General features: G+C 64.4%; 24 protein-coding genes. 12 read left to right on the top strand and 12 right to left on the bottom strand.

Translation table 11 applies throughout. From position 1 onward, the window contains the following. Positions 1-94: 94 nt before the first annotated feature. From JQ572_RS33475 to JQ572_RS33455, 5 genes are all read right to left on the bottom strand, one after another. The gene (locus JQ572_RS33475; protein ID WP_211387103.1) at positions 95-1,558 is read right to left on the bottom strand and encodes a GH1 family beta-glucosidase; all 1,464 of its coding nucleotides are present in this window, start codon (positions 1,556-1,558) and stop codon (positions 95-97) included. 125 nt (positions 1,559-1,683) lie between these two features. After that, on the bottom strand, positions 1,684-2,661 hold the full coding sequence (locus tag JQ572_RS33470) for a Bug family tripartite tricarboxylate transporter substrate binding protein (RefSeq protein WP_211387102.1): 978 nt from the start codon (positions 2,659-2,661) through the stop codon (positions 1,684-1,686). An 84-nt stretch (positions 2,662-2,745) separates the two neighbouring features. Beyond that, positions 2,746-3,591, bottom strand: coding sequence for a fumarylacetoacetate hydrolase family protein (locus JQ572_RS33465; RefSeq protein ID WP_211387101.1), 846 nt, complete (start codon positions 3,589-3,591; stop codon positions 2,746-2,748). After that, positions 3,588-5,210 (bottom strand): bifunctional 3-(3-hydroxy-phenyl)propionate/3-hydroxycinnamic acid hydroxylase, encoded by a 1,623-nt coding sequence (locus tag JQ572_RS33460; protein WP_211387100.1) that lies wholly within the window; start codon positions 5,208-5,210, stop codon positions 3,588-3,590. Before JQ572_RS33460 ends, JQ572_RS33465 begins: the two co-directional genes overlap by 4 nt. Then, entirely contained in the window at positions 5,207-6,106 is a 900-nt protein-coding gene (locus JQ572_RS33455; RefSeq protein WP_211387099.1) for a VOC family protein, read from the bottom strand. Before JQ572_RS33455 ends, JQ572_RS33460 begins: the two co-directional genes overlap by 4 nt. A gap of 137 nt (positions 6,107-6,243) precedes the next feature. Between JQ572_RS33455 and JQ572_RS33450 the strand changes: the two genes are divergently transcribed. After that, positions 6,244-6,942 (top strand): GntR family transcriptional regulator, encoded by a 699-nt coding sequence (locus JQ572_RS33450; RefSeq protein WP_211387098.1) that lies wholly within the window; start codon positions 6,244-6,246, stop codon positions 6,940-6,942. A 283-nt stretch (positions 6,943-7,225) separates the two neighbouring features. Then, complete coding sequence (locus tag JQ572_RS33445; protein ID WP_211387097.1) at positions 7,226-7,642, top strand: SRPBCC family protein; 417 nt, start codon at positions 7,226-7,228, stop codon at positions 7,640-7,642. A 90-nt stretch (positions 7,643-7,732) separates the two neighbouring features. Here JQ572_RS33445 and JQ572_RS33440 read toward each other — a convergent pair whose 3' ends face one another. Then, positions 7,733-8,140 carry a hypothetical protein gene (locus JQ572_RS33440; protein WP_211387096.1) on the bottom strand — a complete coding sequence of 136 codons (408 nt, stop codon included), beginning with the start codon at positions 8,138-8,140 and terminating at the stop codon, positions 7,733-7,735. A 61-nt stretch (positions 8,141-8,201) separates the two neighbouring features. After that, complete coding sequence (locus tag JQ572_RS33435) at positions 8,202-8,369, bottom strand: hypothetical protein (RefSeq protein WP_211387095.1); 168 nt, start codon at positions 8,367-8,369, stop codon at positions 8,202-8,204. A gap of 527 nt (positions 8,370-8,896) precedes the next feature. On the opposite strand from JQ572_RS33435, the gene JQ572_RS33430 reads away from it, so the two are divergent. Genes JQ572_RS33430 through JQ572_RS33420 form a run of 3 tightly spaced genes read left to right on the top strand, consistent with a single transcriptional unit; the run spans position 8,897 to position 12,422 of the window. Beyond that, positions 8,897-9,850: a sugar-binding protein gene (locus tag JQ572_RS33430; RefSeq protein ID WP_211387094.1), complete on the top strand. Its 954-nt coding sequence runs from the start codon at positions 8,897-8,899 to the stop codon at positions 9,848-9,850. 32 nt (positions 9,851-9,882) lie between these two features. Continuing rightward, on the top strand, positions 9,883-11,400 hold the full coding sequence (locus JQ572_RS33425) for a sugar ABC transporter ATP-binding protein (RefSeq protein WP_211387093.1): 1,518 nt from the start codon (positions 9,883-9,885) through the stop codon (positions 11,398-11,400). Beyond that, positions 11,397-12,422 (top strand): ABC transporter permease, encoded by a 1,026-nt coding sequence (locus tag JQ572_RS33420; RefSeq protein WP_211387092.1) that lies wholly within the window; start codon positions 11,397-11,399, stop codon positions 12,420-12,422. Before JQ572_RS33425 ends, JQ572_RS33420 begins: the two co-directional genes overlap by 4 nt. 37 nt (positions 12,423-12,459) lie before the next feature. Here the strand turns inward: JQ572_RS33420 and JQ572_RS33415 are convergent, their stop codons facing one another. The 4 genes from JQ572_RS33415 to JQ572_RS33400 all read right to left on the bottom strand — a co-directional run bounded on the left by JQ572_RS33415 (position 12,460) and on the right by JQ572_RS33400 (position 17,185). Next, a complete protein-coding gene (locus JQ572_RS33415; RefSeq protein ID WP_211387091.1) occupies positions 12,460-12,693 on the bottom strand; it encodes a hypothetical protein in 234 nt (77 codons plus the stop codon). Beyond that, positions 12,690-12,989, bottom strand: coding sequence for a hypothetical protein (locus tag JQ572_RS33410; RefSeq protein ID WP_211387090.1), 300 nt, complete (start codon positions 12,987-12,989; stop codon positions 12,690-12,692). Before JQ572_RS33410 ends, JQ572_RS33415 begins: the two co-directional genes overlap by 4 nt. Positions 12,990-13,149: 160 nt before the next feature. Then, positions 13,150-15,672 carry a TonB-dependent receptor gene (locus tag JQ572_RS33405; protein WP_433996210.1) on the bottom strand — a complete coding sequence of 841 codons (2,523 nt, stop codon included), beginning with the start codon at positions 15,670-15,672 and terminating at the stop codon, positions 13,150-13,152. Positions 15,673-15,826: 154 nt separating this feature from the next. Continuing rightward, positions 15,827-17,185, bottom strand: coding sequence for a histidine kinase (locus JQ572_RS33400; protein WP_211387088.1), 1,359 nt, complete (start codon positions 17,183-17,185; stop codon positions 15,827-15,829). A gap of 192 nt (positions 17,186-17,377) precedes the next feature. Between JQ572_RS33400 and JQ572_RS33395 the strand changes: the two genes are divergently transcribed. Then, the gene (locus JQ572_RS33395) at positions 17,378-17,998 is read left to right on the top strand and encodes a response regulator (RefSeq protein WP_211387087.1); all 621 of its coding nucleotides are present in this window, start codon (positions 17,378-17,380) and stop codon (positions 17,996-17,998) included. Between the two features lie 78 nt (positions 17,999-18,076). Beyond that, positions 18,077-18,922 carry an S-formylglutathione hydrolase gene (gene fghA, locus JQ572_RS33390; RefSeq protein ID WP_211387086.1) on the top strand — a complete coding sequence of 282 codons (846 nt, stop codon included), beginning with the start codon at positions 18,077-18,079 and terminating at the stop codon, positions 18,920-18,922. 84 nt (positions 18,923-19,006) lie between these two features. Here fghA and JQ572_RS33385 read toward each other — a convergent pair whose 3' ends face one another. Then, positions 19,007-19,489, bottom strand: coding sequence for a DUF3280 domain-containing protein (locus JQ572_RS33385; protein ID WP_372703288.1), 483 nt, complete (start codon positions 19,487-19,489; stop codon positions 19,007-19,009). A gap of 159 nt (positions 19,490-19,648) precedes the next feature. Here JQ572_RS33385 and JQ572_RS33380 point away from each other — a divergent pair, with 159 nt between their 5' ends. The 5 genes from JQ572_RS33380 to JQ572_RS33360 are packed head-to-tail and all read left to right on the top strand — an operon-like array spanning position 19,649 to position 24,066. Next, the gene (locus tag JQ572_RS33380; RefSeq protein WP_211387084.1) at positions 19,649-20,830 is read left to right on the top strand and encodes an ABC transporter substrate-binding protein; all 1,182 of its coding nucleotides are present in this window, start codon (positions 19,649-19,651) and stop codon (positions 20,828-20,830) included. Positions 20,831-20,838: 8 nt separating this feature from the next. Next, positions 20,839-21,807 carry a YVTN family beta-propeller repeat protein gene (locus JQ572_RS33375; RefSeq protein WP_211387117.1) on the top strand — a complete coding sequence of 323 codons (969 nt, stop codon included), beginning with the start codon at positions 20,839-20,841 and terminating at the stop codon, positions 21,805-21,807. Further along, complete coding sequence (locus tag JQ572_RS33370) at positions 21,804-22,610, top strand: ABC transporter ATP-binding protein (protein WP_211387083.1); 807 nt, start codon at positions 21,804-21,806, stop codon at positions 22,608-22,610. The genes JQ572_RS33375 and JQ572_RS33370 overlap by 4 nt, the downstream gene beginning before the upstream one ends. Next, positions 22,607-23,455: an ABC transporter permease gene (locus JQ572_RS33365; protein ID WP_211387082.1), complete on the top strand. Its 849-nt coding sequence runs from the start codon at positions 22,607-22,609 to the stop codon at positions 23,453-23,455. Before JQ572_RS33370 ends, JQ572_RS33365 begins: the two co-directional genes overlap by 4 nt. Then, positions 23,452-24,066 carry a BAR domain-containing protein gene (locus tag JQ572_RS33360; RefSeq protein WP_211387081.1) on the top strand — a complete coding sequence of 205 codons (615 nt, stop codon included), beginning with the start codon at positions 23,452-23,454 and terminating at the stop codon, positions 24,064-24,066. The genes JQ572_RS33365 and JQ572_RS33360 overlap by 4 nt, the downstream gene beginning before the upstream one ends. Positions 24,067-24,149 lie beyond the last annotated feature (83 nt).

Genomic DNA, 24,149 nt, shown 5'->3' with positions numbered 1-24,149 from the left:
TGGTTTTGAATCAGGGCGAGAGGGGAGTCAATGCGCGGCTTTTATGCTACTGAGGGCGGATTTTCCGCTGCGCGTAAAATCGGGCACTGCGCGCTTACGCTCCCGCCGCGTTCTTCGCGATCACGTTGCGATAGAAGCTGGCGCTGAGCTTGGGCGTGCGGACCTGGGTGTCGAAATTGACGTGATAGAGCCCGAAGCGCTTGTTGAGCCCGAACACCCATTCGAAATTGTCCATCAGGCTCCAGAGGAAGTAGCCGCGCACCGGCACGCCCTCGGCGGCGGCGCGCTGGAGCTGGGCGAGGTAGTTGCGCAGATACATGATGCGGTCAGTGTCGTAGATCTTGCCGTCGGGCGTGACGACATCCTCGCCGGAGGTGCCGTTCTCGCTGATATAGATCGCATCCGCCTTCCAGATCCTTGCCGCCAGCTTCGGCACCCAGTAGATCGTCTCGGGCCCGACGCGCAGCCAGTCCGAGTTCATGTGCGGGAACGATTTCGGGATCGGCAGCGGCATGAAGCCGGCGCCCTGGTCGGAGGCCACCACGTAGTGCTGCGGCGCGTAGATGTTGAGGCCGAGGAAATCGACCGGCGAGGAGATGATCTTCAGCTCCGCATCGGTGTATTTCGGCGCGTCACGCCCGGCGAATTTCAGAAAGGCGTCGGTGTACTCGCCCGTCATGATGACGTTGAGATAGCCGGCGTTCAGCTCGCGCAGCGCGATCTCGGCGGCGCGGACATTCTCCGGCGTGTCGATCGCGGGCGCGCAGGCATCTATGTTCTCGGCCGGCCCGACGCGGGTGCTGCGCCGGCCGTGGGCGCGCACCGCCTGCACCGCGAGCCCGTGCGCCAGCGCGCTGTTGTGCCTGATCTGGTTGACCTCGGCCTGCGGCAGCGTCAAGCCCGGCGCGTCGATGCCGATGCCGTAGCCGAAATAGACGAAGCGGCCGCTCTCGTTCAGCGTGAACACGTTCTTGACGCGGTCGGTCAGATGCTTGGCGACATAGGCGGCGTAGTCGCCGAAGATCTTGCAGGTTTCCGTCGAGCGCCAACCGCCGAAGCGATCCTGCAGCGATTGCGGCAGGTCCCAGTGATAGAGCGTCAGCCACGGCTCGATGCCGTTCTTCAGGAGCTCGTCGACGAGCCGGTTGTAGAAGTCGAGCCCCTTCGGGTTGGGCTTGCCATCGCCGTCCGGAAACAGCCGCGGCCAGGCGACCGAGAAGCGATAGGCCTTGCAGCCGAGCGCCTTGATGAGCGCGACGTCCTCCTTGTAGCGGTGATAGTGCTCGTTGGCGCGGTCGCCAGTGGTGCCGTCCTCGATCTTGCCGGGGATGCGGACGAAGCTGTCCCAGATCGAGGCCCCTCGCCCGTCCTCGTTGACCGCGCCCTCGACCTGATAGGACGAAGTCGCCGTGCCCCAGACGAAGCCCGCCGGAAAGCCGTTTCCGCCGCGTGGCGCTGCGGCCGGCTTCGCGTCAGCGCCTTCCACGGAATTTGCGACTCCGGCCACGGACAATCCCGCCAGCTTGGCAAACTGGCGACGCGAGACCTTGTCCGACATTGAATCTGCCCCCCGAGATGGTTGTTGCGGCCGCACAATGGCCGGTCACGGGCGATATGGGAAGCAGTGGAGCCGAGAGCTGACGATGCAAAAATGCGGAAGGACGCTCCCCGCTGCGCGGGTCGCTATTCAGGTTCGATGCCAAGCCCCTGAATGATCTTGCCGGAAGAGGCGAGCTGGTTTTCGAGGAAACGCTTTGCGCCCCCAGGCGTCACCGCATCACCGATACGGACGTCGAAGCCGAGGGTGGGAGCTCGCTCGCGCACGTCAGGCGATTCCAGAGCACGCGCAATCTCGGCGCTCAGCTTTTCAACGATGTCGGCGGGCGTGCCAACCGGCGCCATGAACATGAACCAGCCCTGGAGATCGACGCTTTGCAGCGCCTCCGCGATCGCGGGAACGTCCGGCAGGGAGTCGATCCGTTTGGCTCCGGCAACGGCAACCGGTCGAAGCGTACCTGCCTTGATGAAAGCCTCGGCGATGGACGCCGATTGGATTGTTACCTGGACACGGCCCGTGATGGCGTCCTGGACCGCATTCGTGGTCGTATTGTAGGGGATAAGGACAAAGCTGGTTCCGGCGCTCTTGTTGATGGCTTGGGCAATCAGACCAGAAAGGTTGCGTGCCCCGTCGACGGCCAGGCTCAACGAACCAGGCGCCGATTTCTCCAGCTTGATCAATTCCGGCAACGTATTGGCCTTCAGCTCGGGATTGACGAGAAGGACGTGATTGCTTCTGGCCGCCATGGCAACCGGCACGAAATCCTTCATGGGATCGTAGGGGAGCTTCTTGAAGGTGTAGGGGTTGGTCACGAGCGCGGCGGATGTAGCAAACAGGAACGTATAGCCGTCTGGAGCTGCGCGGGCGACCGACTGCGTGCCGACAAGGTTTGCGGCACCCGCACGATTCTCGACGATGAACTGCTGTCCGAGGGTCCGCGAGAGCTTTTCCGTGATGACGCGGCACATCACGTCCGGGCTGTTGCCCGCCGGCTGCGGCACGACGATTGTCACGGGCCTCTCCGGCCACGACTGCGCGAAGGCCGGAAGGGAAAAGCAAAGCACAGCGCCGGCAAGCAGCAGACGACGGGATAGTCCGGACATGATGTTCCTCCCTGGAGATCCCGCTTTGCGGGCTTTTATTGGTCGGTAGCGCCCCGCACGCCGTCGCCGGCGGCGGGCTTTCGATCAGGCTTCGTCTGCGACGACATTCCGCAGCACGCCGAGGCGTTCGACCTCGATCTCGACGACATCGCCGGGCTTCATCCAGAGCGGCGGCTCGCGCCGCGCACCGACGCCCCCCGGCGTTCCGCTGACGATGACGTCGCCGGGCTCAAGCCGCGTAAACGTGGAGCAGTATTCGATCTGGCGCGGGATATCGAAGATCATCTGCTTGATCCGCGCCTCCTGCATGACCTGTCCGTTCAGGCGGGTCTCCAGCTTGAGCTCGCCAAGCGGACCGAGCTCGTCCGGCGTCATCATCCACGGCCCGAATGCGCCGGTATCAGGAAAATTCTTGCCCGGCGTGAACTGATGGGTGTGACGCTGGAAATCGCGGATGCTGCCGTCATTGTAGCAGGAATAGCCGGCGATGTAGCTCATGGCGTCGGCGCGGGAGATGTAGCGGCCGGCCTTGCCGATGATGACCGCAAGCTCGCCTTCGAAGTCGAGGTCGGTAGAGACGCGCGGCCGCACGATCGGCTGCAAATGTCCGGTCTGGCTGTTGGCATAGCGCGAAAAGATGGTGGGATGCTCGACCTCGGCCCGGCCGGTTTCCTTGCGGTGGGTCTCGTAGTTCAGGCCCACGCACAGGATCTTGTCCGGGTTCGGGATGACGGGCAGCCATTTGACCTTGGAGACCGGAACGGCAGCCGCCGCGGATTTTGCATCCGCAACGCCGGCCAGCGACGAACCGATGGCAGCCTTGAGGTCGGCGTAACGCGCCTTGAGCCCAGCACCGGCATCGAAAAAAGTCTCGGCTTCGACCAAGCCCCAGGTGGTGCGGCCGTCGATCGCTACAGTTGCCAGTTTCACGGCGTTCTCTCCATTGTCGGATCAAAATTGTGACTGTCTCGCCCGGCCGGGACGTCGTGCAGACGCGCCTCGATCTCGCGCAGGAGATCGCCGAGTTCGGCGGCGGTGCGCGCCGTGCCGAAAACGTAATGATCGGGCCGCACGATCGTGGCGATGGCATCGTGACGGTCGAACCAGCTCGCGAGCACGCCCTCGGTCTCCTGGAGCACATCGGGTGCGCCGGAGCCGGCGGGTGCGACGGCCGCTGCAAACAGGTACGGGCGCGCGGTGCAGAGAGCCAGGAGGTCGGCGGCGTCGGAGCGGCGGCCGTCGATGAACGCGCGCAAGCCTGGTCCCGTCACCTCATCGAGCAGGCGGACCGTGCCGGCGCTTGCGATGCGCGGCTGTGGAAACAGACTGCCACGTGCCGGCCCTTCGTGATTGGCAAGAACGCCCGCGCGCAGCGGCGGAATGATCTCTTGCCGCGTGATCTGGAGCGGCTTGCCGCCGCCTTCGGCCAGAATGCGCGCATCACGCCGCCGCGCCGCGACGGGATCGCGTTCGCAGATCGACTGGCCGATCGCCTTAATCTTGCCGGTCAGCTCGATCACGTGGGCTTTGCGTTCCACCGTGTAGCTGTCGAGCAGCCTGTCGGAAGACACGCCCCTGAGCACCCGATCCAGCTTCCAGACGAGGTTAGTGGCATCGCGCACGCCCTGGCACATGCCCTGGCCGATGAAGGGCGGCTGCTGATGTGCGGCGTCGCCGGCGATCAGGATTCTGCCGTTGCGCCAGACGTCTGCAACGAGGGCGTGGAAACGATAGGAGGCCGCCCGCCACAACTCGCCGTCCTGTGGGGTGAGCCAGGGCGCGAGCAGCTTCCAGACATTCTCCGGCCGCTCCATCTGCCGCGCGTCCTCGCCCGGCAGCAGCATGATTTCCCAGCGGCGGTGGTTCTTCGGGCCAATCAGGAAGCTAACGGGGCGCGCCGGATTGCAGAATTGGGCGGAGCATAGCGGCAATTTGTGCAGCGCGCTCTCGTTCACGCGCACGTCGACCACGAGCCAGGGTTCGTCGAAGATGAGATCCTCGAGCCCAAGCCCTGCGATCTCGCGCACCGTGCTCGAGGCGCCGTCGCAGCCAAGCACATAGCGCGCGGTCACGGAACGGCGCTTTCCGTTGGTTTCCTTCAACTTTGCTTCGACGCGATCGGAGGTTTGAACGAGATCAATCAGCTCGACGCCAAGCTCGGCGCGCACATTGGAAAAGCTTGTCGCGCGGCGGCGCAGCTCGGCCTCGACCGCGGGCTGGCTGAACACCATGCTCGGCGTGTAGCCGAGTGGATAGGGCTTTGCGACCATGTCGACGCGGCGGATCAGCCGGCCGTCGACGCCAAAATGCTCCGACGCGGTGAAGGGCTCGACATGGGGTGCGATCGCCTCAGCGAGGCCCATATTGTCGAACTGTCGAAAAATCTCGTGATCGAGCGCAATCGCGCGCGGCTTGTCATAGACGTCAGCGAGACGGTCGATCACCAGTGTGCGATGACCGAGGCGGCCGAGCTGGCCCGCGGCAACGGCGCCGGTCGGCCCGAAGCCGATGACGAGCACGCCATGGTCGGTGGCGGCCGCTTCCGTCATGCGCGCGCCGTCGTGAAGGGAACGGCAAGCTGTGCCGTCTTGCAGGCGTCGGACTTGGGCGGGGCAATGCCCCACTGATCCGTTCGTCCTGGCGGCCAGACCCAATCGTCTGGACCTTTCGCGACGTAGCTGTCGTCGATCTGCAGGACTTCGGCGGTGTATTCGATGACCGCGCCGGTCGGATCGACGAAATAGGCGAACACATTATCGCCCGGGCCGTGACGGCCGACGCCCCAACCGATCGGATGGCCATGGTCCACCATGCGGCCGGAGCCGCGCATGACCGACTCCAGATCAGGCATCAGGAAGGCAATGTGATTGAGGCCATTGCGAGGGGCTTCCGCGAGCACGACCGCGTGGTGGTCGCTGTTGCAGCACAGGAACGCCATCAGTTTTGACCGATCCGACAGGCGGAAACCGAGCGTCTCCTGGTAGAATGCCGAGAGTTTTTCGACATCGACGCTGTTGATGTTGACATGCGCGAGCCGCTCCGGCCGGTCCGCCACCACGCGCGCCGCCCTGGTGCGGTCGCCATGGACGAACTCCATGGCGCAGCCTTGCGGCTCCCGAACCATAAAACTTTCGCCGCCCGACGGTACCGGCGATGGCGCGGGCACACTGACCACCTCACAGCCAGCCCGCCGCGCGCGTTCGAACAGGCGGTGCAGGTCTTCGCGCGACCGGGTGCGGAAGCTGACTTTCCGCAGCGAGGTGGTCTCGCCGGGCGTGAGCTCGAGAACGTGGAAATCGCCGCCCGTCGCCGCGAGGTAGACCGTGCCGTCCGCTTCCGCCGCGACGGCGAGACCCCAGACCCCAGTGTAGAAATCGAGCGAAGCTGTAGGGTGCGGCGTCGTGATCTCGACGCTGCGCAGGGCCGCCACCGGAAAATCGGACATTGGGCTTCCTCGCCAGATGCGCGAACAGTGGCAAGTCCATAATATGTAAAAAAGCGACAGTAAAGTATAAAATTTATAAATTACTGGCTGGAAGCCTGCTAATGTACAGAATGAGTTGACGATTTTGATGGACGCTCATGAACTCTGACCTGCAGACCCCGAGGGCGGACCAGCCGGCCACACTGGCGACGACGATCTATGCGCGCCTGAAAGCCGACATCCTGACCACGCGGCTGGAGCCCGGACGCAAGCTGCAGTCGCGCTTCCTCATGGAGCAGTACAATGTCGGGCAGACCCCACTGCGCGAGGCCCTCAATCGCCTGACCACGGAAGAGTTCGTCGTCGGCATGGAGCAGCGCGGCTTCTATGTGAAGGAGGTCAGCAAGGACGAGCTTCAGGAACTGACCAAGACGCGGTGCTGGGTCGAAGGCCTGGCGCTGCGCGAGTCCATGCAGAATGCGACCCAGACCTGGGAAGAGGCTCTGCTGGTTGCGCATCACCGGCTCGATCGTACGCCGCGTTCGCTCAAGCCCGATACATTCGAGAACAATCCGGATTGGGAGAAGGTGCACCGCGCGTTCCACGCGACGCTGATCGGTCTTTGCGGTTCACGGCCGCTGCTCGGCTTTTGCGAGCAACTCGCCGACCGGCTCTATCGCTATCGCATGATGTCGATTGCAAAGGCGTATCCGGCACGCAAGGTCGGTGCTGAGCACAGTCACATCCTTCAGGCAGTACTCGCCAAGAATAGCGAGCAGGCCGTGCACCTGCTTCAGCAGCACTATCAGCGCACCGCCGACGTCATCTATTCCGACTTCGACGGATTACTGTCGTAGCTCGGCGGCGGCACAATGGCGGCTGTCTAGCGGTTTCGAAAGAGCCGGCGGGCCGGGCCGCCCGTCAGGTTAGGACCCGCCGCTCGAGTCGCAGCATGTCGCTGCGCTCCCCACGGACATTCGGACGACGCATTTTTCATATTTTCAACGGCTCGACCTTGTCGGCACGGACCGGTTTCGATCGTCCTTGGATGGACGCATCCAGGACGTGCCGTGGATGGCCCCCGCGCACGGCGTGACGCGTCACCTTGAACCGCTAAAATCGAACCAGGAGCAATGCCCCATGAGGATCACCGTCGAAACCAGCGTCGCAGCCCCCATCGATCAGGTCTGGCGTGCCTATACAACGCCTGCCGACATCATGCAGTGGAACGCCGCGTCGGACGACTGGCACACCACCAGGGCGACGGTCGATCTGCGCGAAGGCGGCGCCTTCTCGTCACGCATGGAGGCCAAGGACGGCAGCATCGGCTTCGACTTCGCCGGCACCTACACGAAGATCGACGAGCACAAGCGGATCGAATACGCGTTCGGCGATCGCAAGGCCGAAGTCGAGTTCGTGCCCGGCCCGAAGGGTATTGTCGTCCGCGTCACCTTCGACAGCGAAGCGACGCACTCGGTCGAGCAGCAGCAAGGCGGCTGGCAGGCGATCCTCGACAATTTCGCACGACACGTGGAGGCAAGGAAGAAGACATCGTGACGGCGTGTGGGGCAGACGACCACCGCGTCGCCCAGACCTCAAGGTCGGGGCGACGCGCGGCAGCAGCCATCAACCAAACGGTTTGCGCGATCAGCGCGAGCGCTTCGGCAATTTCGGCAGCTTGTCGGGATTGAACGAAGCGACCTGCCCGGTTCGTTCGGGTGCGGGCGGCTGCTGCTCCGTGCGAATGAGCGTACCCTGAAGGATCATTCCCGGCACCTGCGCGGCCGTCGCCGTGTAGGTCGCGACCTTGCCCGGGCAGCTTCCCTCGATCGCCAGCGTGAGCTCGTCGTCGACGCCGAAGACCGTTGCACGTCCGTCGGTGTGGCGCTTCGTCGATACGGTGGCGGTGAAGCGATCGCCGTCGACCTTGCAGAAGCCGTGATACGTCATCAGGCTGTCGCAGCCCCAGATCTGTCCGTCTGCGACATGGACTATGCCGGTGCCTTGATCGAGCGGCGTCTTGTACCACGCCGTGTAGCTGCCGTCCTTGAGCATGGGAGCAGTCTCCCCTAGCATTCCCGCGTGCATCATCCGCATGATCAGCGCTAACAAAGCGTTAATCGCGCGGCCCGTGCCAATCCGGTCTGTCCCTGCGCAGCTCGGCTTCAAGGTCCTCGATGATGCCATGAAGCAGACATGCGGCAAGCGGATCAGTCACCTCCCGCTCCAAGCGCCTGTAGCGCGCGATCTGGAATTCCTGCTCTCTCAACTGGTGCTCTGTCATCGGACGGGCCCTCCGACGAACCGACGCAGAGACAGCCGAACAGTTTCGTTAAAGTTTTCGGATCATTTGCCATGGTTTCCGAGCGGTTAAGGCGCGAGGGGTGCCCCGGCGCTCGAAAAGGCGCGCAGGGGCAAACGCTGGTGCGATGTCCGAGTCAAGCTCCGATGCTCCACCCAAGGCGGGTAGCTGAGAGTGGACCAGCTTGATAAGCCTCCTGCTTCTGCATGTTGCGCCGCAACCGTCGGCAGCGCACGCCGCCGCCTTGCTTGCAGGATGGCGGCGATGCCGAGCCAAGCACCGCTTAGAATTGCGATGAACCTCGCTTTCAATTGCACGCTCGGCGTGCTTCTGCTACGTTGAGGTACGTGCCTCATTTCACCTCGCGAGGTAGCCGGTGACCCGCCTCTGCCGCGAAGTCGCGGATGGCGGCTGATCTGCACGCATCTCGGGGACGGAGGCATGCGCTCAATTCGAGCTCAAGCAGAGTTGGCCGTCATCAAAGGCCGACCGCCTAAGGGGAGGATGATATGCAGCGTCTCTTGGTTGCAGGTGTGTCTGTTGCGTTCGCGATAGCGCTGGGCGTCGGCTCGGCTGATGCGGCGGACAAGAAGGTTCTGGCTTTCGTCGTCAACGGCGCATCCGACTTCTGGAAGATCGCCGAGGCCGGAATGAAGAAGGCGCAGGGCGAACTGCCCAACTACGAACTCCAGTTCAAATATCCGGAACAGGCTGCCGCCGCCGTGCAGCAGCGCGTGATGGATGACCTCGTCGCCGCCGGTGCCGCTGGCATCATGGTCAGCGCGGTCGATCCGAAGAACCAGACCGAACAGCTCAACAAGGTTGCGTCCCAGACGGTGCTGTTCACCACCGACAGCGACGCGCCGCAATCCAAGCGCGTGGCCTATATCGGCTCCTCCAACACCGATCTCGGCAAGGAGGCGGGAAAGCTGATGGTCAAGGCGCTTCCTAACGGCGGCAAATGCGTCGGCTTCGTGGGCCTGCCCGGCGCCGACAATGCGCGCGAGCGCATCGAAGGCGTGAAGGAGACGATCAAAGGCTCGAAGGTCGAGCTCGTCGACGTCCGCGGCGACGAGATCGACCAGACCCGTGCCAAGCGCAATGTCGAGGACATCCTCGCAGCCATGCCCGATGTGAGCTGCCTCGTAGGCTTCTACTCCTACAACACGCCGCGCATCTACGAGGTACTCAAGGAGGCAGGCAAGCTCAACAAGATCAAGATCATCGGCTTCGACGAGGATCCGATCACCCTCGGCGGCGTCAAGGAAGGCACCATCGTGGGCACGGTGGTGCAGCAGCCGTTCGAATGGGGCTATCAGGGCATGAAGCTGATGGCGAATTACATCGGCGGCAACAAGTCGGGCATTCCGGCCAACGGCATCATCATCGTGCCGGGCAAGGTCATCGAAAAGGCGAACGTCGACGACTTCATGAGCTCGATGAAGCAGATGCTGAAGAAGTAGGAGGATCGGTGCTGCGCGCAGCGCGGCCTGCCATGCCAGAGCCTTTTCTCGAGCTGGTCGATATCAGCAAGATCTATCCCGGCGTGGTCGCTCTCGACCACGTCGGGCTAGAGGTGTCGGCCGGCGAGGTGATTGCCCTGGTCGGCGAGAACGGGGCAGGCAAATCCACACTGATGCGCGTGCTCGGCGGAATCGTGGAGCCGAGCGGCGGCGTGATCCGCGTCGACGGCATCGAGCGAAGCTCGCTCGCCGTGGCGGATGCGATCAAGGCGGGCATCGCCTTCGTCCATCAGGAATTGAACCTCTTTGACAATCTCGATGTCGCCGGCAATGTCTTCATCGGCCGCGAGCCCGTGCACGGCGGGCCCTTGCGGCTGATCGACCGCAAACGGCTCTATGCCGATGTCGCTCCGCTGCTCGAGCGGCTGGGCTGCGATTTCGCACCGGACGCGCCGCTCGCCGAATTGTCGCTGGCGCAGCGCCAACTCGTCGAGATCATGAAGGCGCTCTCGCTCGATGCCCGTCTCGTCATCATGGACGAGCCGACCTCGAGCCTGACGCTCACCGAGACGGACCGCTTGATGCGGGTCGTCGCCGGCCTGAAAGCTCACGGCGTCAGCGTCATCTTCATCACACATCGCCTCAACGAGGTGATTCAGTGCGCCGACCGCGCGGTCGTGCTGCGCGACGGGCGCATGGTCGGCGCGCTCACGCGCGCGGAGCTCTCGCCGGCGGCGATGATCAGGCTGATGATCGGCCGTGATCTGAAATCGCTCTACATTCCGCCGGCTGCACCGCCCGGCGACAGCGCGATCGAGATCATCAATGCCGTCACCGACACCTATCCGGACCGTACCGTGAGCCTGTCCGTCCGCCGCGGCGAGATTCTTGGACTGGCCGGGCTCGTCGGCTCTGGACGCACGGAGCTTGCGCGCGCCGTCTTCGGCATCGACCGATTGCGTGGCGGCACGATGAGACTCGATGGCGAGCCGATCCGCATCGCCAGCCCGCGCGCCGCCATCGATCGGGGCATCTATCTGGTTCCGGAGGACCGCAAGATCTCGGGCCTGCTGCTCGACGTCTCGATCGCCGAAAACATCTCGCTGCCCGATCTGGCGTCCTACTCGCGCTTCTGGCTGGTCGATACGGCGCGCGAAAACAAGAATGCCTCGCGCCAGCGCGAGCGTCTCAATATCCGCGCGCCCGACGTCGCCACCGCGGTCCGCTCTCTGTCGGGAGGCAACCAGCAGAAGGTTGTGCTCGCCAAATGGCTGTCGATGCGGCCGAAGGTTCTGATCTTTGACGAGCCGACGCGCGGCGTCGATGTCGGCGCCAAGCAGGAGATCTACGACATGCTGCGCCGCCTGGCCGACGCCGGCGTCGCGATCCTGATGATCTCCAGCGACATGGAGGAGGTGATCGGGGTCAGCGACCGGATCGCAGTCATGCACGAGGGCGCGATCTCGGGTTTCCTTGATCGCAGCCAGTTCAGCGAGCACAATGTGCTCCAGCTCGCAGTCGGCCACTCAGTTGAGGCGGAGGGAATTTGACAAAGAAAGACCTCAGCCTTCTGGTTCTGATCCTCGTGGTTGGAACCGTCGTCGCCCTCATCAATCCGAGATTCCTGTTCGTAGGCAATCTCTCCAACACCGCCAACCAGGTCGGACTGTTCGGCATTTTTTCCATCGCGGAAGCTTTTGTGATCATCATCGGCGGAATCGAGCTGTCGGTTGGTTCCGTGATCGCGCTGCTCGGCGTCCTCTTCATCGACCTCATCGTCAATCATGACATCAACTGGATCGCCGCAGTCGCGATGATCGTCGCGGCTGGGCTCGCGATCGGCCTGATACATGGCACCCTGGTGACCAGGATGCGGATCCAGCCTTTTGTCGTGACGCTGTGCGGTCTTCTGATCTATCGCGGCGCGGCGCGCTACTACACCGAGGACGCGACGGCGGGCTTCGGCTTCGGTGCGAGCTTTCCCATGCTGGAATGGCTGACCGCCGGCCGCACCAACGTGCTGGGCTTCCCGCTGCCGCACAGCGTGGTGGCGCTCGCGGTGGTAACCGTCATCGCCTGGGTGGCGCTGCACCGCTCCGTGTTCGGCCGCTATCTCTATGCCGTCGGCAAAAACGAAGAAGCGGCGCGCTACTCCGGCATTAGCTCAAACCGGGTGACCATCTCGGCCTATATCATCTGCGGCGGCCTGACCGCGTTTTCCGCAATCTTGATCGCGATGTACACCCGCTCGATCTCGCCTGCCGTGCATGGCTCGTTCTACGAGCTCTACGCCATCGCCGCCGCCGTGCTCGGCGGCTGCTCCTTGCGCGGCGGCGAAGGTTCGATCATCGGCGTCGTGCTCGGCACCGTGCTGCTCCAGATGCTGCAGAATCTCGTCAACCTCCTCGGCATTCCGAGCTCGCTCAATTTCGCGGTGATGGGAACGGTGATCCTGGCCGGGGTGCTCGGCGATCAGTATCTGGTCCAGCGGCGGCATCGCGCGAGTGCGGCCAAAGGCCTGGGGCAAACGAGCGTCGCGGCCGCACCGCTGGGGCGGGCGAAGGCGGAGTAGGCGGCGGACAGCGTGGCACCGGGACGGGTCCTCGATGTCACGGCACGTCGCCGTTGCTGCGACTTCCGCCGATGCTGTGCGGCTTGTTGAGGAAGAACTCCCGATTGCCGAGAGCTGCTTCCGCGTACTGGTCGATCGCGACCTGGATGGCCTCGATGTGCATGCGGCACCAACCCTCGAGGCAGGACAGGCGCCGCGCATGATCGAGCGCCTTCAAAAATTCCGGCGGCTCCTGCATGTCGGAGAAGTAGGTCGGCCTCTGTCCTTTCATGCCCGTGCCGCCTCTCGCGGCGGGACGAGACGACGCCGCTCGATACGGAGGCGCGGCGGCGTCGGCTTTCGGCGGGGAACGAACAGGCTGGCGACGACGATCGGGTCGGTGTCTCCGAGCGCGGCCCGCTCCTGGACGAGCCCGCTCATTACCGTACGCATCTTCATGACCTCGTTGGCCACGAAAGTGCAGTCCTCGTCCCGGTTGATCTGTTCATGCATGATCGCTTCAGCCTCACGCATGCTGATACGTAACGCCCTGATGATCTTACGGATTTCATTGATGCGGTTGTCCATGGCTCGCTCCCTTGGCTGGACGACCAGCATAAGAACAAAACATGAACAATGAGTCAATCGGCCTGAGGTAGAACACAGCCGTGGCGACACGCCGCGCCGGCGCACCGACGAAGCCCCCCTCCTCGTCACCCACACCGGCCCCGGGCTTGCCGGGCCGGGCTCAGAACGTCACCCTCATCCCCGCATAGAACGCGCGCGGCCTTGCCGGGCTGAGCGAACGCGGGTCGTTGAAGTCGGCGCCGCCGTTGGTGAAGTTGGGCACGGCTCCCGTGTCGAAGAACTGTCCGTAGGTCGCGTAGCGTTTGTCGAAGATGTTGTCGACCTTGCCGTAGAGCTGGAAATTCTTGGTCACCTGGTAGGAGGTGTGGAGATTGAACACGGTATAAGACGGCAGCTTCGCATATTGATTGGACTCGTCGCCGACCAGATATTGGCTGGAGACGAAGATCGCGTTGCCGCCGACCTTCCAGACGTCGGTCACGGCATAGTCCACGCCGACCTTGACGCGGTGACGCGGGATCGCCGGAAGCTGGTTGCCGGGCGAGACCTGGATGTTGCCGTCGGCGTCGGCGAACGGGCTGTTCGAGCCGATGGTCAGTGCGTCGAGGAAGCGCGCATCGACGAAGGCGTAGCTCGCCTGGAACTGAAGCGTCGACGACTTGATGTTGATTTCGGCCTCGAGCCCCTGCCGCCGGGTCCGGCCGACATTGGAGAAATAGCCAAAGCCGGTGCGGCCGGGAACGGGGATAGCGACGATGTCGTCGTAATTGGTGGCGCGGAAGCCGCCGACTTTCCAGCCGAGCGTGCCGATGTTCAGCTCCCTGCTGCCGCGCAGGCCCGCTTCCACGGTCTTGGACACGACCTGCTTCAATGGCGGATCGGAGACGAGAAACGCGGCAATGAGACAGGGACGGGCCGGATCGGAGCAGCCGAGTTCCAGCGGCGTCGGCACGCGGTTGGCCTCGGAATAGCCGGCATAGGCGGTCAGCTCCGGCGTGATTTTGTAGGTGCCGCCGATCACCGGATTGAAGCGGGTGAAGGTGTGATCACCGTTGAGATCGGTGCCGAGTTGATCCTCCAGCGAGATGCGCGCCACGTTGAAACGGCCGCCGCCGGTGACGGCAAAGGCGTCGGTGATATTGAAAGTGTCCATCGCGTAGAGACCGTTATATTGGTTGACGGTCCGCAGCGAGACGGGACCGGCAACGGTATCAGGTACGCCGGTCGGCCCCAGGAAGAGTCCGCTGCCGCTGACGACGTAGTTTTCTCCGATCGAGCCGATCTCGGCGGTGGCGTTGTAGCGCGTGACGCTGGCGTCGTAGGTCGCGCCCATCACGAAGCGGTTGTCGTGCCCGAGCAGCTGATCGGTGTTGGTGGCCTGCCCCGACACGCCGAAGGTGGTCGATCGTATCGAGCTGCGGTCGATCTCGCCGAGGATGGTCCCGGACGGATACGGATTGGCAAGCTGCACGCCGCTCGTGCCATTCGCCGGTGTCGTGTCGTCGCCGAAGCACAGCAGCCCGGCGATGGCGCATTCCTGCGCGTCGGTCGGGTTGCCGTCGACGAGCTTCTGCTCGTAGCGGCGCACATGCGCGGTGCCTTCGAGCGTCCAGGTCGGCGTCGCATCGACTTTGCCGGTCAGGTTGAGATAGCCGACGCGGTTGGAGGTGGTCTGCGGGGTCGTGTAGGTCGCGCCCCAATATTTGTCGAGCAGCTCGGCGGGAACGGTGGCGCTGGCGCCGAAATCGTTCTTGGCGACGCCCATGTTGGCGTGGAATTCGCTGTCACCGGCCTTGTAGCCGACGTCGCCGTAGAAGCGCCGCACGTCCGACTGGGAGAAGTTGCGGAAACCGTTGTCGTGCAGGCCCTCGAGCGCGGCATAGACGGCGTAATTCTTGTCGACCGTCTTGCCCCATTGCGCCGAGCCCTGGATGCGGCCGAACGAGCCGCCCATCAGATCGAGCTCCGCGCCCTGATAGGTAAAGCCGTCCTTCATCTGCAGATTGATCGCGCCGCCCAGCGCGTTGAGGCCGAAGGCGGGGTTGTTGGTCACGAGCGTCACCGACCTGATCGCAGCGGTCGGGATCAGATCCCAGTTGACGGCGTCGGAGAACGCTTCGTTGATGCGGACGCCGTTCTGGTAGACCGCAAGGCCTTGCGGCGTGCCGGTCACGGGCGAGGCGACGAAGCCGCGGAATTCGACATCCGGCTGAAACGGATTGCCGGTGACTTCGGTGATGTTCACGCCGGCGATGTTGTCGCGGAGCGCATCGGTGACGTTCAGCGAGCCGGTGCGCCTGATCTGGCTGGCATCCACGGCGTTGATCGCCGACGGGACCTTGTCGACGTCGAGACCCCGGCCGGTGCCCGGCGAGGTCGGGTAGACGTAAAGGCGCGTCTTCGGGCTGGCGGATGACGCCGCCCCGACACGCGCGACCGGCCGCGTTGGCGCGCTGCGCCTCACGCTCGCCGGCGGCGGCGCGGTCACCTCGACCGGCGGAAGGTTCTGGACGTTGGTCTCCTCGTCCTGTGCCGCCCACACGGGGGCCGCGAAGACCAGCCCGGACACCAGCCCGCTCGAAACCGACGCCATCAACAAACGACGCTTGAACCCAAGACGCTTGAACCCAAGACGCTTGAATCCAACACGCTTGAATCCAACACGCCAAAGACGATTGCCCATCCCTGCCTTCCCATCCGTGATCACCGGCTGTTTTGATTTTCGCCGGTTGGTCGAGGGCGAGTGTAATCGGCAGCAAGGCGTGCGCCAGCCACAAAAGGTCGGGCCATATCCGCACCAATTTTCCCGACAAAATCGGGAATTCTTCCCGACGCGATCAGGCCACCGCCGTCGGAACCAGCGCTTCGACGGTCAGACCGCCATCGCCGGAGACGACGTTGAGTGTGCCGCCCAGCGCCAGGATCCGCTCGCGCATGCCGACGAGGCCGAAGCCGAGCTTCTGGCCCGGCTCCATGCCGCGGCCATTGTCGCTGACCCGCACCCGTGCGCAGAAGCGACCATCGCCCGATACCTGCTCCACCGGCTCGATGACGACGTTGACCGAGGTCGCGCCGGCGTGGCGGAACACGTTGGTCAGCGCCTCCTGCACGATGCGGTAGATGGTAAGGTCGGCGGTCTCGCCGGTGACGCCAAGCGCCGGCGAGATCACGGTCTCGATCGCGACATCGGGATGCGATTCCCGCCACAGCCGCGACAGCGATTCCAGCGCCTGACGCAGGCCGAGCTCGGCAAGGCCGACGGGGCGCAGACGCTCCAGCACCCGGCGATTGAACTGCTGGAGCGCGTTGATCTGCTCCAGCATGGCGCTGCCGTGTCTTCGCACGGCCTCGGCATTCGGGGCGCGTCCGTCCGCCTGCTTCGCCAGCGCACTGGCATGGGCGCGCAGCGAGAACAGGTAGGGGCCGAACTCGTCATGGAGCTCGCGCGCGATCTCCTTGCGCTCGACGTCCTGAAGCGACACCGTGCGTTCGGCGAGGCGCCGCTTGTCCTCGATCGCCTCGCTGAGCGTCGCCGCAAGATGGTTGAGCTTGGTGCAGATCGCTGCGAGTTCCGGCGCGCCGCCCGGCACGACGCGCGCCTGATAGCGTCCGCCCTCGAGCTCGGCCATCACATCCGCCAGGGACTGCAGCGGCGCCAGCGCCCGCCCGACCACATTCATCATCACCAGGAACAGCGCCAGCGCGATCACCGAGCCGACCTCGAGCTGGGTCACGATGCCGTCCCAGATCTCGGCGATCTCGTCGTCGGGGTGCGAGGTGATCAGCAGCGAGCCCGGCTTGCCGTGGATCGAGACCGGCACGCTCACCGCGGTCTGCTCGGGATGAACCAGACCGACGAACCAGGCCGGAGGCCCGCGCGTGTCGTCATCGGCGTCGCTCCGGGGCGGCGTCAGCGGACGACCGTCGCCGTCCCGAAGCGCGATGCTGACATGGCGCAGGCGGCTGAGGTCGCGCGCGATCTGGTTCAACCGCGCGTCAGGATCCGGCGCCTCGTTGAGGTCCGCAACGATCATCTCGATGAATTCGCGCGCCAGCCGGATCACGCTCTGGTCCTCGGCCTGCACGCGCGGCCCGGCTTCCGCGACCTGGCGGCCGATATTGACCGCGAGCCCCAGCGCCAGCAGCAGCGCCAGCAGCAGGTTGATGCGCGCGCGCAAGGATAGATTTTGCCACATTGGTGCCGCCTGTCGCCCCGCGAAGGTTGGCCCGCGCCTGTCCGGTGACGTTGACAGAGGCGAAGCGCCCGATATCTAATCGAAACCGTACAGCAATCCCGGCCGGGTTGCATGAGGCGACATGAGACGCGCATTTGTCTCGTCCGGTATCATGCGGCGGAAAACAGGTCGGCGCTGTCGCGAGGAGCGTCCATGCGCATTCTGATCGTCGACGATCATCCCATCGTGGCTTCCGGCTGCCGTGCCGTGCTCGCCGACGAAGGCGAGATCGAGATTTTGGAGGCCGCCGACGCCGAGGACGGCGAATGCGTCTTCATCGTCGAGCGCCCCGACCTCTCGATCATCGACATCAACCTGCCGACCGTCTCCGGCTTCGAGCTGGCGCGCCGCATCCTAGAGCGCGCGCCCGAGGCCCGCATCATCATGTTCAGCATGAACGACGACCCCGCCTTCGCCGCGCGCGCGATCGAATGCGGCGCCAAGGGCTATGTCTCCAAGACCGGCGACCCCGACGACCTCGTCGAGGCGATCCGCACCGTCGGAGGCGGCGGCACCTATCTGCCGAGCGCGATCGCGCGCAGCATCGCCTTCGCAGGGCCGACGCTGGCGCAAAGCCCGCTGTCGAAGCTGAACGCGCGCGAGATGGAGATCCTGCGGCTGCTCAGCGCCGGAAAGAGCCTGTCCGAGATCGCCTGGCTGGTGCAATCGTCCTACAAGACGGTCGCCAACACCTCCTCCATCATGCGCCAGAAACTCGGCGTCAAAACCTCGGTCGAGCTGGTGCGGCTGGCGATCGACAGTGGCGTCGCCTGACGCGCCGGCAGCCGCCGCAAATTCGGTCACACAAGCGTTGCAATCATGATGTGGTTAGATGCCACGGAGCCCAAAGCCATGACGATTCAGACTGTCTCGACCAATACATCCTATGGCGGCGTGCAGGGCGTGTATCGCCACGCAAGCCAGGCGACCGGAACCGACATGGTGTTCTCGGTCTATGTTCCCCCGCATGCAGCCGGCGCCAAGCTTCCAATGGTCTGGTATCTGTCCGGCCTCACCTGCACGCATGCCAACGTCACCGAGAAGGGCGAATTCCGCAAGGCCTGCGCCGAGCTCGGCCTGATCTTCGTGGCGCCCGACACCAGCCCGCGCGGGCCCGACGTGCCGGGCGACGCCAACAATGCCTATGATTTTGGCCTCGGCGCCGGCTTCTATGTCGATGCCACGCAAGAGCCGTTTGCGCGCAATTATCGCATGTGGAGCTACGTCACCGACGAGCTGCCGAAGCTGGTCGCCGAGAATTTTCCGGTCGATGCCAAGCGGCAATCGGTGATGGGCCATTCCATGGGCGGCCACGGCGCGCTGACGGTGGCGCTGCGCAACCCGCACCGTTTTCGCGCCGCCAGCGCGTTCGCGCCGATCGTGGCGCCGTCGCTCGTGCCCTGGGGCATCAAGGCGCTGACCGGCTATCTCGGGCCGAACAAGGATACGTGGCGCAGCCACGACACGGTGGCGCTGATCGAGGACGGCGCGAAGTTTTCCGGCTTCCTCGTCGATGTCGGCGAGGCCGACAATTTCCTGAAGGAGCAGCTGAGGCCAGAGCTGCTGCAGGCCGCCTGCACCAAGGCCAACATCCCGCTGACGCTGCAGCGGCAGGCGGGCTACGACCACAGCTATTATTTCATCTCGACCTTCATGGGCGATCACCTGCATTGGCATGCGGAGCGATTGAAAGGGTGATGCTCTGCACGCCAAGCGCACGCTGCCTTCCCTTCTCCCCTTGTTGTGGGAGAAGGTGGCAGCGGCGCACGCGGAGAGAAGAATCTACTCCGGCTTGCCGTAATTCGGTGCCAGCAAGCGGTTGCGGATGAGGTAGTTCATCGTGCGGGTCCAGGATTCATCCGTGTTGCCGCGCATGTCGGCGCTGGCGGCGGTGATCATATTGCCGGTCTTCACGTCGCGCAGATAGATGTTGAGGTTGATGATCAGGTTCGAGACCTTCTGCACCATGCCGGTGATCTCCAGCTCGGCGCCGAGTTCTCCGGCAAGCTTGAGGTCGCAGCCGCCGCAGGCCTGCAGATTGGCGTGACGGGCGGCGTCCCTGACCGGCGCGATATCGAGCACCTGGAACCTGCCTGACTCAGTCAGTTCCTTGCGCAGCTGCTCGCCGATGCGATCGAGCCGCGCCTCCTCCGGCTTGGAGCCGTAGAACTCGCCCGGCAGGCTGGTGTCGATCAACTCGAAATCGAACACCGCGAGCTTCGGCGGATCGGCGCGCGCGCCCGATGCCGTCAACAGCAAAGCCATGAAACATATCAGCAAACATATCGGCGCTCGCATGATCGTGATTCCAGGCCTCCTGCGCGGGGACGAAATGCGGGGTTGCATGGCCCGGCAAATCGGTCATGCTTTAGCAGAGACAATTCTCGACCGGCGGTCAAGCCGGGGAGAACCTCTGGAGGAAACATGATCCGATGGTTGGTCGGCCTGATCGGCTTGGGTGTCACCGCGACGAGTGCGCTCGCGGCTGACCCTGTCATGATCGGCGTCGGCTATCTCGGTATCGCCGGCACCAGATCGACGCTGTCGCTGGTCGAGCAGCCCGCGGACAATGACGGCGTCGCCGGCGCGCGCCTCGCCATCGAGGACAACAACACCACCGGCAAATTCCTGGGCCAGCGTTTTGCGCTGGAGGAGCGGCGTATCAAGGAGGGCGAGGATGCCGTGCAGGCCGCGACCGATCTTGCCGCGCGCAACGGCTTCATCATCGCCGATCTGCCGGCCGATGCGCTGCTGAAAGTATCGGACGCCCTGCGCGAGCGCGGCACGCTGTTGTTCAATGCGGGGGCGATCGACGAGCGGCTGCGCGAGGCCGATTGCCGCGCCAACGTCATCCATACCGCGCCGACGCGGTCGATGCTCGCCGACGCGCTCGGCCAGTACCTGGTGTGGAAGCAGTGGAAGCGCTGGCTGCTCGTGGTCGGCTCGCATGACGAGGACAAGCTGTTCGCCGATGCGCTGCGGCGCACCGCCACACGGTTCGGCGCCAAGATCGTACAGGAGCGCAATTTCGAGGACAAAGGCGGCGCGCGGCGCACCGATTCAGGCGTGACGCTGATCCAGCGCCAGATGCCGGTGTTCACGCAACAGGCGCCGGCCTACGACGTGCTGGTCGCCGCCGACGAGAGCGAGGTGTTCGGCGCCTACCTGCCCTATCGCACCTGGGATCCCCGCCCCGTCGCGGGCTCGGCCGGTCTCGTGCCGCGGAGCTGGGACGCTTCACAGGACCAGTGGGGCGCGATCCAGATGCAAAACCGCTTCGTCAAGCTGAACTCGCGGCGGATGACCGCGCTCGACATGCAGGCATGGACGGCCGTACGCATGATCGGCGAAGCCACCTCGCGCACCAATTCCGGCGATGTCAAAAAAGTCACCGATTTCATCAAGGGTCCGGATTTCTCGGTCGCCGCCTTCAAAGGCACGAAGCTGACCTTGCGCGACTGGAACCTGCAGCTGCGCCAGCCGATCCTGCTCGTCGACGGCCGCATGGTGGTGTCGGTGTCGCCGCAGGAGGGTTTTCTGCACCAGGTCTCCGAGCTCGACACGCTCGGCTACGATCGCCCGGAGAGCAAATGCAAGTTGAAGTAAGGATACGGATGTCGCGCATGTGGCGCGTTGGGCTTCTTTCCGGGCTGGCGCTGACAGCCGCGCCGGCGCATGCGTTCATCGCCTATGTCTCGAACGAGAAGAGCAACACGGTGTCGGTGATCGACACCGAGAGCTGGACCGTAACCAAGACCATCAAGGTCGGCCAACGCCCCCGCGGCATCGATTTCACGCGCGACGGCAAGTTCGTGATGGTCGCAGTCGGCGACGACGACACCATCCAGATGATCGACGCCAAGTCGCAAACCGTGGTGGACAGTTTGCCTTCCGGGCCCGACCCGGAATTGTTCGCTCAGGATGCCGCCGGAAAGATCCTTTACGTCGCCAACGAGAACGACAACACGGTGACCGTGATCGATCTCGAGAAGCGCGCCCGGCTCGGCGACATCCAGGTCGGCGTCGAGCCCGAGGGCATGACCATCAGTCCGGACGGCAAGACGCTGATCAACACGTCCGAGACGACCAACATGGCGCACTTCATCGACACCAGCTCGCGCCAGATCGTCGCCAACGTGCTGGTCGACGCGCGGCCGCGCTTTGCCGAGTTCAAGCACGACGCGTCGGAATTGTGGATCTCCTCCGAGATCGGCGGCACGGTGTCGATCATCGACCCCGGAAAGCACGAGGTGATCGGCAAGGTCAATTTCGAGATTCCGGGCCTGAGGAAAGAAGCGATCCAGCCGGTCGGCATCGGCATGACCCGGGACGACAAGACCGCCTTCATCGCGCTCGGCCCCGCCAACCGCATCGCCGTGGTCGACACGGCCACCCGCAAGGTGATGAAATATCTGCTGGTCGGACAACGGGTCTGGCACATGGCGTTCACGCCGGACGAGAAATACCTGCTCACCACCAACGGCGTGTCGAACGATGTCTCCGTCATCGACGTCGCCGCGCAAAAAGTGATCAAGACCATTCAGGTGGGCGAGCTGCCCTGGGGCATCACGATCGCGCCATGACCAGCCCCGCCCCCATCGCCGACCAACGCGAGACGCAGAGGCCCGATCCGGCCGCGGTGCCGGCGCTGTCGATCGACGGCGTCAGCCATTCCTATGGCCCGCGGCGCGCGCTGCTGGACGTCTCCTTCAACGTGCAGCCCGCGAGCTTCACCGCGCTGCTCGGCCTCAACGGCGCGGGCAAGAGCACGTTGTTCTCACTGATCACGCGGCTGTTCGGCATCCAGTCCGGCCGGGTCGGCATTTTCGGTCATGACGTCGGCAAAAGCCCCGGCGAGGCGCTGCGGCTGCTCGGTGTCGTGTTCCAGCCGCGCACGCTCGATCTCGATCTGTCGCTGACGCAGAACCTGCTCTATCACGCCGCCCTCCATGGCATCAGCCGCCGCGACGCCGCCGCGCGCAGCGCCGAGTTGCTCGGGCGCATCGGGCTGACCGAGCGCGCCGGCAGCAAGGTGCGCGATCTCTCCGGCGGACAGATGCGGCGGCTGGAGATCGCGCGGGCGCTGCTGCACCGGCCGCAACTGCTGTTGCTGGACGAGCCGACCGTCGGCCTCGACGTCAAGGCGCGCGCCGACATCATCAGCCATGTCCGCCAGCTCGTGACCGAGCAAGGCATCGGCGTGCTCTGGGCCACGCATCTGTTCGACGAGATCATGCCGGGCGACGATCTCGTGGTGCTGCACCAGGGCAAGGTGCTGGCGCAGGGGCCGATGAGCCGGGTCATCACGGAAGCCGGCGCGCAGGACGTCAACACCGCCTTCATGCGCCTGACAGGCGCGCAGACGATGCCGGGAGGCGGCGGATGAGCAGCATCACCACGCGCGAGGCCCCACGCGGATTCTCGACGTCCGAGTACATGACCTGCCTCACCGGCATCGTCTGGCGCGAGGGGCTGCGCTTCCTGCATCAGCGCGAGCGCTTCGTCTCCGCGCTGGTGCGGCCGCTGGTGTGGCTGTTCATCTTCGCCGCCGGCTTCCGCCAGGTGCTCGGCATCTCCATCATCCCGCCCTACGAGACCTATATCCTCTACGAAGTCTATATCGCGCCCGGGTTGATGGCGATGATCCAGCTCTTCAACGGCATGCAATCCTCGCTGTCGATGGTCTATGACCGCGAGATGGGCAACATGCGCACGCTGCTGGTGAGCCCGCTGCCGCGCGGCTTCCTCTTGTTCTGCAAGCTGCTCGCGGGCACGGCGGTGTCGCTGCTCCAGGTCTATGCGTTCCTCTTGATCGCCTGGTTCTGGGACATCACCCCACCGCCATCGGGTTATCTCACCGTGCTCCCGGCGTTGATCCTGTCCGGGCTGATGCTTGGTTCGCTCGGCATGCTGATCTCCTCCGGCATCAAGCAGCTGGAGAATTTTGCCGGCGTCATGAACTTCGTGATTTTCCCGATGTTCTTCGCATCCTCCGCGCTCTACCCGCTGTGGCGGGTGCAGGAGGGCAGCCCCTATCTCTATTATCTCTGCGAGGCCAATCCGTTCACCCATGCGGTCGAACTGATACGTTTCGCACTGTACGGACAGGTCAACTGGATCTCGCTGGCGGTGGTCGCGACGTGCACAATCGTCTTCATGATCGGCGCTATTCTGGCCTATGATCCCTCGCGCGGGCTGGCGCGACGGGGCCCTGCGGGAGGCGAAGGATGACGGTTCGGATCTTGGCGATGGCGGTTCTCGCGCTCGCGCTGTCGGGCACGGCCGCACGCGCGGCCGATCCGCGCTATCCAAACTGGCCGTGCACACAGGCAAAAGTACCGGAGATTTCGCTCGCGGCCGTCTGGGCCGGCCCGGCGCTCGACGACGTCCAGAACAAGTGGAAGGACGACACCAAGGTCAGCGCGCTGGTCTCGAAGCTGTCGGCGCGCAAGACGCCGCTGGACGAGGCCGAGAAGTCAGTGAAGGAATTCCTGGCGGGCTCCGGCGCCGACAAGGCCGCGAATGCGAAACTGCTGTTCGCCGGCCTGTTCGATACGCTGAACGCCCAGCGCTCCCAGGTGATGATCGGGCTCGAACGCGTCAGCCGCAAGCAGCGCGAGGCGGCCGACAATATCCGCGAGGAGTCGGTTCAGCTCCAGGCGCTCCAGGGCGCAACGCCGCGCGACGACGCCAAGGTCGACGCGCTCAGCAACGAGCTGATCTGGAAGACCCGCATCTTCGAGGACCGCCACAAGGTGGTGCGGTTCGTCTGCGAGGTTCCCACCACGATCGACCAGCGGCTGTTTGCCCTCGGGCGCCTGATCCAGCAGGAGATGGAATAGCGTCAGCCTCACTGACCGCTTACGGAGGGTTCCCGCGGCCGCGGGCGATCGTTAACCTATTGCCACGCTATCTGCCGGAACCA

The organism is Bradyrhizobium sp. SZCCT0153 (genome assembly GCF_018129995.1).
Classification (GTDB): Bacteria; Pseudomonadota; Alphaproteobacteria; order Rhizobiales; family Xanthobacteraceae; genus Bradyrhizobium; species Bradyrhizobium japonicum_G.
This window is presented reverse-complemented; position numbering and strand designations above follow the sequence as displayed.

Coding starts and splice junctions, on each gene's coding strand:
- JQ572_RS33475 (WP_211387103.1), bottom strand. CDS start 1,558: ATGTCGGACAAGGTCTCGCGTCGCCAGTTTGCCAAGCTGGCGGGATTG.
- JQ572_RS33470 (WP_211387102.1), bottom strand. CDS start 2,661: ATGTCCGGACTATCCCGTCGTCTGCTGCTTGCCGGCGCTGTGCTTTGC.
- JQ572_RS33460 (WP_211387100.1), bottom strand. CDS start 5,210: ATGACGGAAGCGGCCGCCACCGACCATGGCGTGCTCGTCATCGGCTTC.
- JQ572_RS33455 (WP_211387099.1), bottom strand. CDS start 6,106: ATGTCCGATTTTCCGGTGGCGGCCCTGCGCAGCGTCGAGATCACGACG.
- JQ572_RS33450 (WP_211387098.1), top strand. CDS start 6,244: ATGAACTCTGACCTGCAGACCCCGAGGGCGGACCAGCCGGCCACACTG.
- JQ572_RS33445 (WP_211387097.1), top strand. CDS start 7,226: ATGAGGATCACCGTCGAAACCAGCGTCGCAGCCCCCATCGATCAGGTC.
- JQ572_RS33440 (WP_211387096.1), bottom strand. CDS start 8,140: ATGCTCAAGGACGGCAGCTACACGGCGTGGTACAAGACGCCGCTCGAT.
- JQ572_RS33435 (WP_211387095.1), bottom strand. CDS start 8,369: ATGACAGAGCACCAGTTGAGAGAGCAGGAATTCCAGATCGCGCGCTAC.
- JQ572_RS33430 (WP_211387094.1), top strand. CDS start 8,897: ATGCAGCGTCTCTTGGTTGCAGGTGTGTCTGTTGCGTTCGCGATAGCG.
- JQ572_RS33425 (WP_211387093.1), top strand. CDS start 9,883: ATGCCAGAGCCTTTTCTCGAGCTGGTCGATATCAGCAAGATCTATCCC.
- JQ572_RS33415 (WP_211387091.1), bottom strand. CDS start 12,693: ATGAAAGGACAGAGGCCGACCTACTTCTCCGACATGCAGGAGCCGCCG.
- JQ572_RS33410 (WP_211387090.1), bottom strand. CDS start 12,989: ATGGACAACCGCATCAATGAAATCCGTAAGATCATCAGGGCGTTACGT.
- JQ572_RS33405 (WP_433996210.1), bottom strand. CDS start 15,672: ATGGGCAATCGTCTTTGGCGTGTTGGATTCAAGCGTGTTGGATTCAAG.
- JQ572_RS33400 (WP_211387088.1), bottom strand. CDS start 17,185: ATGTGGCAAAATCTATCCTTGCGCGCGCGCATCAACCTGCTGCTGGCG.
- JQ572_RS33395 (WP_211387087.1), top strand. CDS start 17,378: ATGCGCATTCTGATCGTCGACGATCATCCCATCGTGGCTTCCGGCTGC.
- fghA (WP_211387086.1), top strand. CDS start 18,077: ATGACGATTCAGACTGTCTCGACCAATACATCCTATGGCGGCGTGCAG.
- JQ572_RS33385 (WP_372703288.1), bottom strand. CDS start 19,489: ATGGCTTTGCTGTTGACGGCATCGGGCGCGCGCGCCGATCCGCCGAAG.
- JQ572_RS33380 (WP_211387084.1), top strand. CDS start 19,649: ATGATCCGATGGTTGGTCGGCCTGATCGGCTTGGGTGTCACCGCGACG.
- JQ572_RS33375 (WP_211387117.1), top strand. CDS start 20,839: ATGTCGCGCATGTGGCGCGTTGGGCTTCTTTCCGGGCTGGCGCTGACA.
- JQ572_RS33370 (WP_211387083.1), top strand. CDS start 21,804: ATGACCAGCCCCGCCCCCATCGCCGACCAACGCGAGACGCAGAGGCCC.
- JQ572_RS33365 (WP_211387082.1), top strand. CDS start 22,607: ATGAGCAGCATCACCACGCGCGAGGCCCCACGCGGATTCTCGACGTCC.
- JQ572_RS33360 (WP_211387081.1), top strand. CDS start 23,452: ATGACGGTTCGGATCTTGGCGATGGCGGTTCTCGCGCTCGCGCTGTCG.